Source organism: Falsibacillus albus (genome assembly GCF_003668575.1).
In the GTDB taxonomy this organism is placed as follows: Bacteria; Bacillota; Bacilli; order Bacillales; family DSM-25281; genus Falsibacillus; species Falsibacillus albus.
This window is the reverse complement of record NZ_RCVZ01000001.1, coordinates 338,074-352,649: the sequence shown is the minus strand read 5'-3', so window position 1 is coordinate 352,649 and position 14,576 is coordinate 338,074. Positions and strand designations below refer to the sequence as shown.

Sequence of the window (14,576 nt, the reverse complement as noted above, 5' to 3'; positions counted from 1 at the left end):
TTCTTTTAATACACAGTTTCTTTGTAGAAGAATCCTGTGTCGATTGGTCGGTGTTTTGGCTGGATTTGTTCGATTTGTTCGAGAAGGTCGTCCTTCGTGTTTTCATATTCGGCCAGGTTTTTTGAACAAAGATCGATGGCTTTTCGGTACAGTTGAGTCACTTTTACGATGTATGAAGGCTCCTGGAGTACACCATCAATTTTGAATGAATCAATGCCTGCTTCCAACATGTCCTGCAGCTCGTCAATGATGCACATATCATTCGGGCTCATGATGTGTGTACCGTTCTCATCTTCAAAAATAGGATATTTATTATTTCTTTCTTTATCGTGAAGGAGCATGTTTTTTTCAAGTTTGCGATTTTGGATTTCCAGCACTTTCCCTTGATATTCGAAATAATTTCCAATTAATGAGCGCTTGGATTGGAACATGCAAGTCATTCCATGGACTTGCACTTCGATTTCCACTTCAGCATGCTCCTTGATTTCAATGATCGCATCCATGCTTAATTCACGGGCAAGTACAGCTCGTTTCGCTCCTTTTCTCCCCCAGTAGTTGCAAGTATACCAATTGGTTGCTGTTGTCTCCGTATTCCAGTGCAAAGGCATCTCCGGCGCTGCTTCTCGTGCAGCCATCAAGACAGCCGGATCTCCAAAGATGACAGCATCGGCGCCAACTCCATTTAGGAAAGTAAGATAGTCAGCCAGTTCATCAACTTTCTCATTATGGAATATCGCGTTCATTGCGACATATATTTTTTTTCCATTTGCATGTGCCAATTCGATCGCATCTTTCAGCTCTGGTCGACTGAATTCACCGGCCAGGCGCAGCCCATATCTTTGTTCACCTATGACAAATGCATCCGCTCCCGCGGCAATCAATTCTTTCATGTTGTCCAGGTTTACAGGCGTCACAAGTAATTCAGGCTTCTTCACTGATTTTCACCTCTTTTTTTGCTTACTGCCAATCCATCGCCGACAGGCAAGATGGAAGTATGGTATTCCCTATGATTCATTAGCCATTCATTATACCCTTTTATCTTTGCCACGAGACTCCTAGTTCGTTTATGCTCTATTTCCGCTTCTGCGACCAGGCCTTTGAAGAGGACATTATCAGAATATATGCACCCTGTATCCGCCAGCTGTTTTGAGTATATTTCAAAGAATTTTGTATATTGCCCTTTTGCCGCGTCAATAAAAATGGCATCAAAGGGTCCCATGGCTCCTGTGTTTTCAGCCTGCTCCAAGGCGTCTCCTTTCAAAACCACGATCCTGTCCGTATAACCCATCCGTTTGATGTACTCTTTGGCCATTTCAAAACGCTCCTCGTCCCTTTCAATAGAAACGATGTTTGCCTCTGGTAGCGCATGGGCCATCCTTAATGCCGAATAGCCGATTGCTGTGCCGATTTCAAGTATTTTCTTTGGCTGCTGAACCCTCATGATTTGGATTAAGGCCTCAATTCCAACAAGCTCCATGATGGGAATATCATTCGCTTTGGCGAATTGCTCCATTTCCAGCAGCAGCGATGGTCTGGCTGGAACGAGGGATTCGATATATGCTTCAACGGTTTTGTTCAATTAATCTTTCTCTCCTTTCAACAAAGGGAAACGATTCAATCTTTATTTACATGAAAAAAGAGCGCCTGCAGAAAGATAGGTACATGAAAAGAAGAAAGCACTATGACTGCTTTCTACATTGAGATGACCCTCTATTCTGTATCAATTGCCGCTCGATAATCGTTTAACATGAACGTTTGAATTCGACTTAATAATCAAAAATAACTTGTATTATTTTAGCATAAAAAAAGGAGGAAAGCGAATATTTCTTTCCTCCTTTTTCATTACCATTTAGAATCTATTTCCACAAAAGAGGACATCAGTTTTTGTTGGTAATGTATTTTGCCTTATTTTTGTTATGCTCTTGAAGTGTTTTCGAATAATAGAACTTGCCTGTTTTAGGATCTGTCAGAAAGTAAAGATCATCGGTTTTGGCTGGATGGATAGCAGCTTCGACCGAACTTTCCCCGGGACTTGCGATCGGCCCCGGTGGTAACCCAGGATATACATACGTATTATAAGGCGAGTCTTTCTTCAAGTCCTCGTAAAGCACACGGGATTTATGCTTACCAAGTGCATATAGGACTGTAGGATCTGTCTGTAACGGCATCTTTTCTTTTATTCGATTATAAAATACACTTGATATCTTGTGGCGATCCGCTTTCTGTGTCGCTTCTTCTTCTATGAGGGAAGCCATTGTCAATAATTTATGAGGTGAGACATTTTTCTCTTTCATTTCATCCTTATAAGGAGTAATGGTTTCCTCTGTTTTATCCAGCATTTTCTCGACGATCTCATTTAAGGTTGTTTTCTTCTCATAAAAAGAGTAGGTTGCTGGATACAAATATCCTTCTAATGGATGTTTGATGTCCTTCCCATATATTTCTTTCGTCAAGAGCTGCGGATGCTCTTTCATCAATTTGTCTGTGTACGTTTTTTCATCGAGTTTTTTAAGGATATCTTCTTGTTTCATTCCTGTCTTTTTGGCGATAATGTCAGCAATCTGATCTATTTGTAGTCCTTCCGGAATGGTAAGCTTCAATGTCGCTTGTTTCATCACTTTACCTTTTTTCAGGCTTGTTACGATGTCTTTCAAGGACATGGAAGATGTCAAATCATAGTCACCTGCCTGGAATCCGGATTCATTGTTGAACTTCACGTAATATTTAAAAACGAGCGCACTTTTTATGATGTCATTCTTTTCTAAAATGTGGCCGATCGATGATACACTTGAACCGATTGGAATTTTAACGGTTTTAGGTGTTTTATCATGTGGATCGACGGGCTTCATTGCAGAGTTGACATATAGGAAACCTCCGAGCCCTACCCCTCCGATGATTAGTATTAGGACTAGGCACACGATTAGTACAATTCTTCGGACCGTCCTTGCTTCACCTTGACGTTCAAGCAGTTTTTTCCGTACGTTATCTTTTGAATTAAATTTATTCTGATCCATTTAAACTCCCCCTTAAGCGGGACATTATCGACAAAAACTTTGCACGTTGTACATTATACTACATTTTTCGCATCAATCGTCCAGTATTATTCAACGAAATGAATATTTTTCCTTTTTTAGCCAAAGAATTGTTGGCTTTTTTGTTGATTTTTAAGAATAGGCTGTTTCAGTAAGGCTCTTTTCATAAAGGTTGATTTCCGCTGCAGGGTTTTCATTTTCCGGGGAGGGGGGGCTAACGTTGAGCATACTAGTTCTGCTTCGGGTTCTCACTTGACCAGATCCCCCCTTTGAGTCTCGCATCTCCCGCACTAATCAATTCATTTTCCTTTAAAAAGTAAAACAACAAAAAAAGCCTGCCAAAAGGACAAATCCTCTTGGCAGGCTTTAAGGAAAAAGGAAATTGATTATTCCTGTCCCTCTTCTTCATCTAAGAATGTATTCAACATTTCTTCGATCATTTCCCATTCTTCTTCTGTTTCAATCGGCTTTAATTCACCGTCTTCACCTTCGTCGCCAGGGACAAAAGCAGAAGCATGAATTTCAATTTCATCTTCATCGTCCTCTTCCGCACCCATTGGGTAATAAAGGACATAAGATTTTTGAAATTCATCAGAATCAAATGTAAATAATACTTCACAAAGCTGTTCGTTGCCGTCTTCGTCAATTACTGTAATGTTTTTTTCTCCATGTTCCATTTCAGTCACCTCATTATTTTTGGCTGTCCAAGAACCCTTGCAGGATCATGCTTGCAGCCATTTTATCAATCACTTTTTTTCTTTTTTTCCTGCTTACATCTGCCTCAAGTAGGACGCGTTCCGCCGCCATGGTAGATAATCGTTCATCCCATAAAACGACAGGCAGACTGCATTCCTCTTCCAACATGCGGGCATATGCCTTTGATGCTTCTCCACGCGGACCGATTGTGTTATTCATATTTTTAGGAAGCCCGACGACGATTTTCTCGACTTCATATTCACTTATTAATTCTTTCACGCGCTCTATGCCAAACATTTGTTTTTCTTCATCAATGGCAATTGTCTCGATGCCTTGGGCAGTCCAACCCAAAGCATCACTGATTGCCACACCAACTGTTTTAGAGCCTACGTCAAGCCCCATTACTCTCATTTATTACCCCTCTTTATGATGTTGTAAATACGACTTTACCAATTCCTCGATCATTTCGTCACGCTCAAGACGCCGGATGATGTTCCTTGCATCCTTGTGCCGAGGAATATAGGCAGGATCTCCTGATAGTAGATAGCCAACGATTTGGTTGATGGGGTTATACCCTTTTTCTTGCAATGCACCATATACTTGCATGAGTACTTCCTTGACATCATGCTCGATAGGTTCTTCCGGAAAATTAAAACGCATTGTTTTATCAAAAGAGCTCAATCTTCAGCACCTCGCTTTATGCTTGTCCTTAGCCAAGTCATAATTGTCAATCGTTACCTACATTGTACACCACTTTGGATAGGAATTAAACGGATTTAATCCATTCTCCCACATACTGTATGGCTGCGTCCAATTTTTGAGGATCTTTACCACCGGCTTGGGCCATGTCTGGACGGCCGCCGCCGCCACCTCCACAGATGGAAGCCACTTCCTTGACGAGCTTTCCGGCATGGTACCCTTTCTTGACAAGGTCATCAGTAACCCCTGCAATAAAATTGACTTTCCCTTCATTGACAGCTCCCAACAAGATGATGCCTGATCCAAGTTTTTGCTTTAACTCATCTGCCATATTCCTCAAGTTGTTCATATCTGTCGCCTGGACTTTGCTTGCCAGGAATTTGACTCCCTCGACATCTTGAGTTTTATCCAACAGACTTCCGGCTTCAATGTTGGAAAGCTTTGCAGACAAGGATTCATTCTCGCGCTGTACTTCCTTGAGTTCAGCCATGAGACTGTCAATCCTTGAAGATGCATCTTTCGGAGTGGTTTTCAATTTGTTCGCCACTTCCGATAAAAGCTGAAGCTGACTGTTCATTTGTTTATAAGCCCATTCTCCTGTTACAGCTTCAATCCTTCTGGTACCTGCACCTATTCCACTTTCGGAGACGATTTTAAACAATCCGATGACAGATGTATTTGAGACGTGGCAGCCCCCACATAACTCGATGCTGTAGTCATCGACCGAGACAACCCTGACGATATCGCCGTATTTTTCACCAAACAAAGCCATTGCACCCATAGCCTTAGCTTCATCAATATTCTTCAAATCAATCTTGACAGGGATGCTTGCCCAAATTTTTTCGTTGACGATTCTTTCGATTTCAGTGAGCTCATCTTCGTTAATTTGTCCAAAATGAGAGAAATCAAAACGCAGCCGTGTCGGTTCGACCAATGAACCAGCTTGGTTGACATGACCGCCAAGAACGTCTTTCAATGCTTGGTGGAGTAAATGTGTCGCCGTATGGTTCTTGATGATTTGACCGCGATTGGATTCATCGACAATGGCTTTGACCGATTGGCCTTTTTGCAGAGTGCCTGAAACCACTTTTGCACTATGGAGATTCTGTCCATTCGGTGCTTTCTTTACATCCTTTATTTGAACTTCCACACCCTCAGCGACGAGTTTCCCCTTATCGGCAATTTGTCCGCCGCTTTCAGCATAGAATGGAGTCCGATCAAGGATAAATTGAATATCTTCACCTTCAGCAGCAGATTCTGCAAATTCTCCATCCTTTAATAACACTTCGATAATTGAAGAAGTTTCCAAGACATCATATCCAACGAATTTGCTTTCAACTTTTACATCGCCGATGACTCCGCCTTGAATTTGCATGGAGTCGACATCCTGCCTTGCTGACCTTGCACGGCTTCTCTGCTTTTCCATTTCATTTTCAAAGCCCTCATGATCGACCTTCATGCCTTCTTCTTCTGCGTATTCCTCCGTCAGCTCCACAGGAAATCCATAAGTATCATACAGTCTGAAAACATCTGCACCATCGATGATCTGCTTTCCTTCAGCTTTTGCCTGCTTCATGACAGAAGATAGGATTGCCAGCCCTTCATTCAATGTTTCATGGAATCGGTCTTCTTCATTTTTGACAACTTTTTGGATGAAATCGATTTTCTCCTTCACCTGCGGGTAGAAATCGACCATGATTTCTGAAACTGTTGGCACTAGGCTATACATGAACGGCCGGTTGATGCCGATTTGTTTCGCAAAACGGACCGCCCTTCTCAAAAGCCTCCTTAAAACATAACCCCGTCCCTCATTTGAAGGCAAGGCACCGTCGCTTACAGCAAAGGAAACCGTTCTTATATGATCGGCAATGACCTTGAAAGCAATATCTTTTTCAATGGATTGCCCATATTTATCACCTGATAGTTTTTCTGTTTCTTTGATGATCGGCATGAATAAATCCGTATCAAAGTTCGTTGGAACATTTTGAACGACGCATGCCATTCGTTCCAATCCCATTCCTGTATCAATGTTTTTCTTTGGCAGTGGCGTATAGGACCCATCAGGATTATGATTGAATTGAGAAAATACAAGGTTCCATATTTCCAGGTAACGATCATTCTCTCCGCCTGGATACATCTCAGGATCGCTTGGATCATTGCCGTATTCAGGTCCGCGATCATAGAAGATTTCCGTATTCGGTCCGCTTGGCCCTTCTCCGATATCCCAGAAATTCCCTTCCAATCGAATGATTCTTTCTTCCGGCACGCCGATCTTTTCTTTCCAAAGGTCAAAAGCCTCGTTGTCCTCGGGATGAATCGTCACTGAAAGTTTTTCTGCTTCAAAACCAATCCAGTCAGGACTGGTCAAAAATTCCCAAGCCCATTCAATTGCCTCTTCCTTGAAATATTCTCCGATGGAAAAATTACCGAGCATCTCAAAAAAAGTATGATGACGGGCTGTTTTTCCTACATTCTCGATGTCGTTTGTCCTGATTGATTTTTGTGCATTCACGATTCTGGGATTCTCAGGAATGACCCTGCCATCAAAGTATTTCTTTAAAGTTGCGACCCCAGAATTGATCCACAATAGGGAAGGGTCTTCATGTGGAACAAGCGATGCACTAGGTTCAACGCGATGATCCTTTTCTTTGAAGAAATCCAAAAACATTTGTCTGATTTGAGCTCCAGTTAACTGTTTCAAGTGTATTACCTCCTTATGGCATTTCATTTTTCAGCTATTTTTGGGAACACAAAAAGCCCCCATCCCCATGGCAGGGACGAGAGCACTCGCGGTACCACCCTGATTATGAACGAACATCTTGCAATTGTTCGTTCATCTCTTTCACACCTTAACGCGGCGAAACGACAGTGATTAGCTGTACTCCGGATTAGCTTTCTGTTATCCTTCGCCTGGAATTCCTCACAGCCATGGAAATCCCTCTCTTGAAAGCGGTCTATAACATACTCGATCCTTCTTTGATTTGAATGATATGTATCTATGTCGAATTATAGAAAGTTAATGGGCATTTGTCAATTCTATCGGGAAGAAGTTCTCATAAAATGTGTTTTTGCATGGATGAGAGCGACCTTCAAGACAGCCAATAACGGGACAGCCAACAACAACCCCACTACCCCCGCTGCTTCCCCCCCTATTACTAATGCCCCAATGATGAATAAAGGATGCATATGCAAGCTTTTGCCCACAATAAAGGGTGAAAGGATGTTACCCTCGATGAATTGAAGCACAACAATCAAAACCAATACGTAGATAATTGATTTGGCGGAAATTGACGCTGCAATGATGACAGCAGGAACCGCCCCAATGACCGGCCCAAAATAAGGAATGACGTTTGTGAGGCCGATTATGATTCCCAGCAAGACAGGATATTTGATCCCCAAGACCCAGAGAACAGTGGTCGAAATGGCTCCAATCACCAAACAAACAAGGAATTGGCCGCGGATATACCCACCCAATGAATCATCTACATCCCTTAAAAAGCGGATTCCCTGCTTCCTCCACTTTCTTGGGGTGATGTACCAGAAGGCTTTTTTCACTTTCGTAATATCCTTTAATAAATAGAAAGATATGAACGGGATGACTGCAATAATGAAGATCATGTTGATGACCTTCATCAAGACATCAACGACATAGCCCAAAAACTTCTTGACCCATAACTCAAAATTTTGAATCTGTTCATCTATTTGCGTCTGAAGTCCATCCGGCCACCTTTTAGTCGAATGTTCCAACGCATCATTCCAGCGTTTATACTCTTCCGCCAGCATCGGCAGGTTATTGGAAAGATCCTTTATTTGATGGATGATCAATGGTAATCCACGATATACCCCATATGCGATTCCACCAAAAAAGAGACTATAAATGATCAGGATCGCAACACCACGATGAAGCCCTGATTCGTGGATCTTTTCTATGAGGGGATGAAGCAAATAAGCAATAAATCCACCAATGAAAAAGGGGAGAAAAACTAAAAATGCAAAGTGAAGGAGCGGGAGCCATAATGCCTTCAATAAATAAAAAACATACAGCAATAAAAAAATCATGAGAACAAACAAAATTCGATATAGCCATTTTGCATTTTTATTGGGCATACCGCTCCCTCCTTTCCCTTATGTTTCCCTTTTGATGGTGTATTTCATGCAAACAAAAAGGAGTCACCCAAATGGAGAAAGTTATGGGTGAACCGTTCCTAACGTTCATCTATCAAGAAAGAAATATACAGTATAAAGTTTTCTTTTAATGACTGTATAAAAACAGTGGACTTCCTTCATTTCACCAAAGTCATGGTCTGCCAAATCGCCGGACAGTATATCCAATCAGAGGCTCGGCAAGGAAAAAAAGCTTGCGGGGAACAGAATACCCGTTTCCCTACAAGCTGAATACCTAATCTTAAATCGTGTTTTGAAATCTTAATTTATCTTTCTATTTGCTCGCCGTTAAAGACTTTCACGTCAAAGCGGTGCTTCAAGGTATTCCTGTGCTTTCCCTGTGAAGGCTGTGAAATGTTCACTGGCGTTGTGGGCAGCCACGGCTTGTCCATCTTTCCAAAGTTCTACCATTGTATAGGAATTTTCCTTTTCAGTATCTTGAAAGAGCTGATACCAAATATTCCGGCTCTCCTCCCTTGAAGCTTCAATCAAGGATTGGATTTCATTTAAAAATAACTCTTTTTCGTCAGGAGAAACTATTAAGCCGGCATGAATGATAATCATAATGATTAATCTCTCTTCTATAATTCTTTATTTCCATTGTGCTACTTTATTGATTGGCAGTCGGACAGATGGATGACCGCTGTCTCCTGCTTTTCCGATGGAAATGAGCATTACTGGAACGTAGCGGTCTTTATCCAGTCCGAAAGCTTCCGCTATTTTATCTTTTTCAAAGCCGCCGATCGGATTAGTATCATAGCCATGAGCACGTGCTGACTGCATAATCTGCATGGAAACAAGCCCGCCGTCGATTAAGACGACGTCTTTCATGTCTTCTCTTGAAATGGTATTAAAATAGCCGGAAAAAGTCGCTAAGATATTTTCTTTGACATCTTGGGGCATGAATCCTTTTTCCACTGCACTGCTGTAAATCTCTTCTGCATTTTCAAAGTTATTTAGATCCCCGAATACAGCGATGACGGCTGCAGAGGTTTCCACCTGATTTTGATTAAATTTAGCCAATGGTGCCAAGGTTGCTTTCCCTTCAGGGCTTTCGATTATCAGGAAGCGCCATGGCTGCATATTGACAGAAGATGGTGCGGTCGTTGCTAAAGCGAGGATTTCTTCCATTTCCTCATGGCTGATTTTCACGGATGGATCGTAATTTTTAATCGATCTGCGTTTTCTTACTATTTCATTAAAGTCATTTACTTTTTGATATGTCATGTTGCTCGTCTCCCTTGAGGTTATATATATGTGTTTTATTTCAGATTATTGATAAACGGTCCATAGTTGCGGGGGGTGTGTTGAACAGATACCCATTTCAGCGTCGTAAATTCTTCCAGTACCCACTCTCCATTGAAACGCCCAAGACCGGAATCTTTTTCTCCCCCAAATGGCATATGCGGCTCATCATTTACTGATTGGTCGTTCACATGGATCATTCCTGTATAGATCTGGTGCGCGACATTCGTACCGTGTTCAATATTCGAGGAATGGACGGCTCCACTTAATCCATATGGAGAGGCATTGGCCATTTCGATCGCTTCTTCGTCGCTGTTGAATGAAATTAGGGCAGCAATCGGTCCAAAGATTTCGTTTTCAGCAATCGGCATATCATTTTTGACATCCGTCAATACGGTAGGCTCGATGACATTTCCATCTACTTTGCCTCCGACCATCACTTTCGCCCCTTGCTTCACACTTTTCTCGATATCCTTCAATATGCGATTCACTTGTCCACGATTGATCAACGGACCGACATTGGCGTCTTTTTCAGTTGGATCCCCGAACTTCAACTTCTTAGCTTTTTCAATGAACTTCTGTGAAAATTCATCATATATATCTTTATGAATGAAAAGCCTGTTCACTGACATACAGATTTGGCCTTGGTGGTAGAATTTACCGAATAAAGCGGAATCTACGGCTTGATCGATATCTGCGTCATCCAGGACAATGAACGCATTGTTTCCTCCAAGTTCCAATGCAGTTTTCTTAAGATGTTTGCCTGCCAATTCTCCGATATGCCTTCCCACTTCAGTGGAACCTGTAAATGAAATGAGACGCGGGATTGGATGCGTTACAATATCATCGCCAATTTCAGAACCTTTTCCTACCACTACATTTAACAGGCCTTTAGGCAGACCGGCCGCTTCGAAAATGCTCGCGAAGATCAATCCTCCTGTCACAGGTGTATCCGTTGCCGGTTTCAGCACAACTGCATTTCCAGTTGCGATTGCTGGTGCGATGGAGCGGATGGCCAGGTGGAAAGGGAAATTCCACGGACTGATGATCCCGATGACCCCAAGCGGATTGCGATAAACACGATTTTCCTTTCCGGGTGTTTGGGAAGGAAGAATCTTGCCTTCCATTCGATACGAAAAAGTAGTTGATTCCTTCAGGATATTCATGGAAGCCTGAAATTCACTGCTTGCTTTCATGTAGGTGCTGCCTGATTCTTTCATCAACCATGCAAGAATGTCCTCTTTATTTTCTTCCATCACATTAGCAGCTTTTTCAAGTACAGCCCTTTTATTCTGGGGAAGTTCTTTTGCCCACTGTTTTTGAGCCCTCGTTGCTGCTTTATAAGCTTCATCCAAGTCTTCCTTGGATGCTGCTTGTATGGAAACGAGCTCCTCACCATTAAAAGGATTCGTATTTTTCATGGAAGTCGAACTGCTTCCTTTTTTCCACTCTCCATTTATAAATATCCTTGAAAAATCTGTATTCATCTCTTTCCTCTCCTTTTCATTTAGGATGCAAAAGCTTAAGTATGACGTCTTTCATTTTGTCCAATGTAATGTACGGTTATTTGTGCTGGATCACTAAACACTTTATACATTTTTGATATAATTAGTATAGAATGTTTATGTTTTTCACCATACTCTTCTCTTATCCATATGTAAACTAATAAAACTTGTAGCAGCCAGAATAAGCACATCGGGATTATGATATAATCCTTCTTGGAAAGGATGTGGGATATGTGCGCAAGCTCGAACCAGAGGATAAACAGAAAATGAGAAGAATCTACGCAGGAAAAGTCTTGAATGCTGTCCGCACTAAAGGATTTACTCCCTTGACCATTCAAGATCTATCAACTCTGATGAACATCAGCAGGGCTTCCCTATACAATTATTTTTCATCCAAGGAAGATGTGGTAATGGAACTGACCTACTACTGCCTTTCTTATATTGAGGAGGCCGGAGAGACCATTCTGAATGAGGAGATTCCCTATCCAATCCGTCTTCAAAAAGTGTTTGAACAAGCTGTAATTTCAGCTTTCTATACATCATCTATTTATATGGACGACTTGAAGAGAAACTGTATGTCCCTTTATAATGAAAAGCTTCATTCAAGAAAAAAAAGGCTGGATGTCGTTCAAGAATTTTATTTAAAGGGAATGGATGCAGGCGCTTTCCATCGACTTAATCCTTCCATACTGATCATGCAGGATGAAGTAGTGTTGGAAAAAATGCTTAACACCGCCTATTTGGCTCGTGAAGGATTAACATTGGAGAATGCTTTAATCGACTATTATGAGGCAAAAAGCACTCAAATCGTCAAGTCTGGATTAAATTATGACCACGAAAACGGACGCATTAAGGAAATAGCGGACCACATTCTCAGCAAAATGGCAGAGTCATAATAATCAGCAGGATTGAAAACGATAAGATCACTCTAAGAAGCTTTTCGCTGAGCAGGAACCAGGGTGTACTCTGAGAATATTCCCTCTAAACTTCAATAAGCGCTAATAAAAATGGCTGTCGACAATTTATCGACAGCCTGTAAGTGTGTTCACCCTATTTATCTAAATGCTCTTTTCATTTTTCTGCGCATCCGTTTCCATTGTTTCCCGTCCATGTAATCTTGACGCTGCGAATAGACGGTTGCGGCAATGCCAGCCCCAAATCCAATTAGTGAGGCAATCGTTTTGTTCAAAACAAGCACCTCTTCCTCTAGCTTAGTTGTCGTTCATCTTCATCAAATAAATCATCCAATGAACTGAGTGTCCCATCCTCTTCCACTTGATGAGTATGGATGACACCTTTTGCAATTGATAATTCAATAAAACAGCCCCAGCAATAATATTGGTTAATGCCGATCTTTCCGATATCCTTGCTCTGGCAATTTGGGCATTTCATCATATGGTAAGCCACCTCGCATTTGATCTAACGATACGATGATGGCATCCTTTCCAATCATTGGAGGGCATGTCGTTGAGACAACTCTTTTTCCTTTGGTGATATCCGCAAAGAAGCCATCCGTCAACTCGTACCCTACGATTGTGCCCAATGCCTCCTGAAAGTATACATCCTCCAAATCGCCAAGGCATTCACCTTCAGTGGTCAAAGTCCTCTTTCCAATAAGGGCTTGATGATGTGACAATGTATATTCATTCAGACGAAAATCAAGTTTTTGCAAATCATCTGGACTTTCAATCATCAATCCATCTGGACCAAAAGCAAGTATGCAATCAATCGGCAGCCGATATTTCTTCGCAATGAGGCCTCTTCCCTTTACAAACATAGCGGTTACATTGCCTTCACCTGTAATGATGACATCACATACAGTTCCGACAATCCCCCCCGTTTGCTCGAACACGGACAGACCATTCAAAAGTGAAAATGTTCGCAAAGATTTTCCCCACCTTCCGAACATTTATATTGTCTGCCATATTCCTTAAAAAATTAGGTGTAACCTTTTCCAACACCATTTCACTCTAGAGAGCAGGCTCTTCATTTCGTACATAATCAATTTCAAATCCCATATCCTCCAGCATTTGATGGTCCTTTGTGCTTCCCTGTCCCGCTGTCGTTAAATAATCCCCTACAAAAATTGAATTTGCTGCATATAATCCAAGCGGCTGCAAGCTTCTCAAATTGATTTCCCTTCCGCCTGATATTCTTATTTCTTTCGAAGGGTTTATATAACGCATCAGACAAAGCACTTTCAAACAATAAATGGGATCAAGTTCATTTACACCTTCAAGCGGAGTACCATCGATTGCGTGAAGGAAATTGACAGGTATTGAATCTGCATCGAGTACTTTCAAACTATTTGCCATATCTACAACATCCTGCAGCGTTTCTTTCATACCTACAATGATGCCAGAGCAAGGTGAAATTCCATGTTCCTTTGCAATTTCAACTGTATTGACACGGTCTTGATATGTATGCGAAGTTGTTATTTGCTCATGATGAGATTCAGATGTATTAATATTATGGTTATACCGATCCACACCGGCTTCCTTTAACTGCTTGGCCTGATCAGGTTTCAACAGACCAAGGCATGCACAAACCTTGAGGTTATATTTTTCCTTAATCTCTTTTACTGCCGACACGACATGATCCACTTCTCTGTTGCTTGGTCCCCTGCCGCTCGCAACAATGCAATATGTACCGACATTTAAATGATCGGCTTGCTTTGCACCTTTAAGAATGCTTTCTTTGTCAATCATGCGGTATTTTTCAATCGGTGCGGTCGATACGATAGACTGTGAACAATACCCGCAGTTTTCCGGGCATAATCCTGATTTTGTATTAATGATCATATTGAGTTTAACTTTATTTCCGTAAAATTTTCTTCGGATTTGATAGGCGCCATCCAATAATTCGAGGATTTCTTCTTTACCGCACTCTAAAATGGATAGAGCCTCATCATTACTCAATTCTTTTCCTTTCAGTACCTCTTTAGCAAGCATCTTCCATTTACCCATTTTCATTTCCTCCCTCTGCCTTTTGGTGTTCAAACTTTAAATTTAGGCTCTGTTAAACACACCGGTTGATTTCCGTGCAGTTTGTGGCTTTCCCCAGGCGGGTCGGGAGCCTCCGCGGTCTCCCTAACTCTGCGTATCCCGCCGGAGTCTTCGACTAGAACTCCAATCAACACCCAGATAGAGCCGTTGTCAACAATAAGCTTTAACATAGCCTAAATTTAAAAGGTAACCCTTACAAAATAAGGATAGCTTGAATTTATGATTTATGT

At 41.6% G+C, this 14,576-nt stretch carries 15 protein-coding genes and 1 pseudogene; 1 reads left to right on the top strand and 15 read right to left on the bottom strand.

What is annotated here, in order from left to right; translation table 11 throughout:
* Positions 1 to 5: 5 nt before the first annotated feature.
* From D9X91_RS01710 to D9X91_RS01660, 11 genes and pseudogenes are all read right to left on the bottom strand, one after another.
* Entirely contained in the window at positions 6 to 935 is a 930-nt protein-coding gene (locus tag D9X91_RS01710; protein ID WP_121678819.1) for a peptidase U32 family protein, read from the bottom strand.
* Positions 932 to 1,579 carry an O-methyltransferase gene (locus tag D9X91_RS01705; RefSeq protein ID WP_121678818.1) on the bottom strand — a complete coding sequence of 216 codons (648 nt, stop codon included), beginning with the start codon at positions 1,577 to 1,579 and terminating at the stop codon, positions 932 to 934. Before D9X91_RS01705 ends, D9X91_RS01710 begins: the two co-directional genes overlap by 4 nt.
* A gap of 298 nt (positions 1,580 to 1,877) precedes the next feature.
* The gene (mltG, locus tag D9X91_RS01700; protein ID WP_121678817.1) at positions 1,878 to 3,014 is read right to left on the bottom strand and encodes an endolytic transglycosylase MltG; all 1,137 of its coding nucleotides are present in this window, start codon (positions 3,012 to 3,014) and stop codon (positions 1,878 to 1,880) included.
* A 404-nt stretch (positions 3,015 to 3,418) separates the two neighbouring features.
* Complete coding sequence (locus tag D9X91_RS01695) at positions 3,419 to 3,709, bottom strand: DUF1292 domain-containing protein (RefSeq protein WP_121678816.1); 291 nt, start codon at positions 3,707 to 3,709, stop codon at positions 3,419 to 3,421.
* Positions 3,710 to 3,722: 13 nt separating this feature from the next.
* A complete protein-coding gene (gene ruvX, locus D9X91_RS01690; RefSeq protein ID WP_121678815.1) occupies positions 3,723 to 4,139 on the bottom strand; it encodes a Holliday junction resolvase RuvX in 417 nt (138 codons plus the stop codon).
* A 3-nt stretch (positions 4,140 to 4,142) separates the two neighbouring features.
* Complete coding sequence (locus D9X91_RS01685; RefSeq protein WP_121678814.1) at positions 4,143 to 4,409, bottom strand: IreB family regulatory phosphoprotein; 267 nt, start codon at positions 4,407 to 4,409, stop codon at positions 4,143 to 4,145.
* Between the two features lie 85 nt (positions 4,410 to 4,494).
* Positions 4,495 to 7,128 (bottom strand): alanine--tRNA ligase, encoded by a 2,634-nt coding sequence (gene alaS, locus D9X91_RS01680; RefSeq protein WP_121678813.1) that lies wholly within the window; start codon positions 7,126 to 7,128, stop codon positions 4,495 to 4,497.
* Positions 7,129 to 7,463: 335 nt separating this feature from the next.
* Entirely contained in the window at positions 7,464 to 8,534 is a 1,071-nt protein-coding gene (locus D9X91_RS01675; protein ID WP_121678812.1) for an AI-2E family transporter, read from the bottom strand.
* A gap of 323 nt (positions 8,535 to 8,857) precedes the next feature.
* Positions 8,858 to 9,155, bottom strand: a pseudogene (locus D9X91_RS01670) (putative quinol monooxygenase).
* Positions 9,156 to 9,182: 27 nt separating this feature from the next.
* On the bottom strand, positions 9,183 to 9,818 hold the full coding sequence (locus D9X91_RS01665; protein WP_121678811.1) for a nitroreductase family protein: 636 nt from the start codon (positions 9,816 to 9,818) through the stop codon (positions 9,183 to 9,185).
* A 35-nt stretch (positions 9,819 to 9,853) separates the two neighbouring features.
* Positions 9,854 to 11,323, bottom strand: coding sequence for an aldehyde dehydrogenase family protein (locus D9X91_RS01660; protein ID WP_121678810.1), 1,470 nt, complete (start codon positions 11,321 to 11,323; stop codon positions 9,854 to 9,856).
* 251 nt (positions 11,324 to 11,574) lie between these two features.
* On the opposite strand from D9X91_RS01660, the gene D9X91_RS01655 reads away from it, so the two are divergent.
* Entirely contained in the window at positions 11,575 to 12,237 is a 663-nt protein-coding gene (locus D9X91_RS01655; RefSeq protein WP_121678809.1) for a TetR/AcrR family transcriptional regulator, read from the top strand.
* Between the two features lie 158 nt (positions 12,238 to 12,395).
* On the opposite strand, the gene D9X91_RS01650 is transcribed toward D9X91_RS01655, so the two are convergent.
* From D9X91_RS01650 to bioB, 4 genes are all read right to left on the bottom strand, one after another.
* Positions 12,396 to 12,539 carry a YrzQ family protein gene (locus tag D9X91_RS01650; protein WP_121678808.1) on the bottom strand — a complete coding sequence of 48 codons (144 nt, stop codon included), beginning with the start codon at positions 12,537 to 12,539 and terminating at the stop codon, positions 12,396 to 12,398.
* A gap of 8 nt (positions 12,540 to 12,547) precedes the next feature.
* A complete protein-coding gene (locus D9X91_RS01645; protein WP_121678807.1) occupies positions 12,548 to 12,736 on the bottom strand; it encodes a hypothetical protein in 189 nt (62 codons plus the stop codon).
* A complete protein-coding gene (locus tag D9X91_RS01640; protein WP_121678806.1) occupies positions 12,684 to 13,226 on the bottom strand; it encodes a PRC-barrel domain-containing protein in 543 nt (180 codons plus the stop codon). The genes D9X91_RS01645 and D9X91_RS01640 overlap by 53 nt, the downstream gene beginning before the upstream one ends.
* Before the next feature lie 85 nt (positions 13,227 to 13,311).
* The gene (bioB, locus tag D9X91_RS01635; RefSeq protein WP_121678805.1) at positions 13,312 to 14,307 is read right to left on the bottom strand and encodes a biotin synthase BioB; all 996 of its coding nucleotides are present in this window, start codon (positions 14,305 to 14,307) and stop codon (positions 13,312 to 13,314) included.
* Positions 14,308 to 14,576 lie beyond the last annotated feature (269 nt).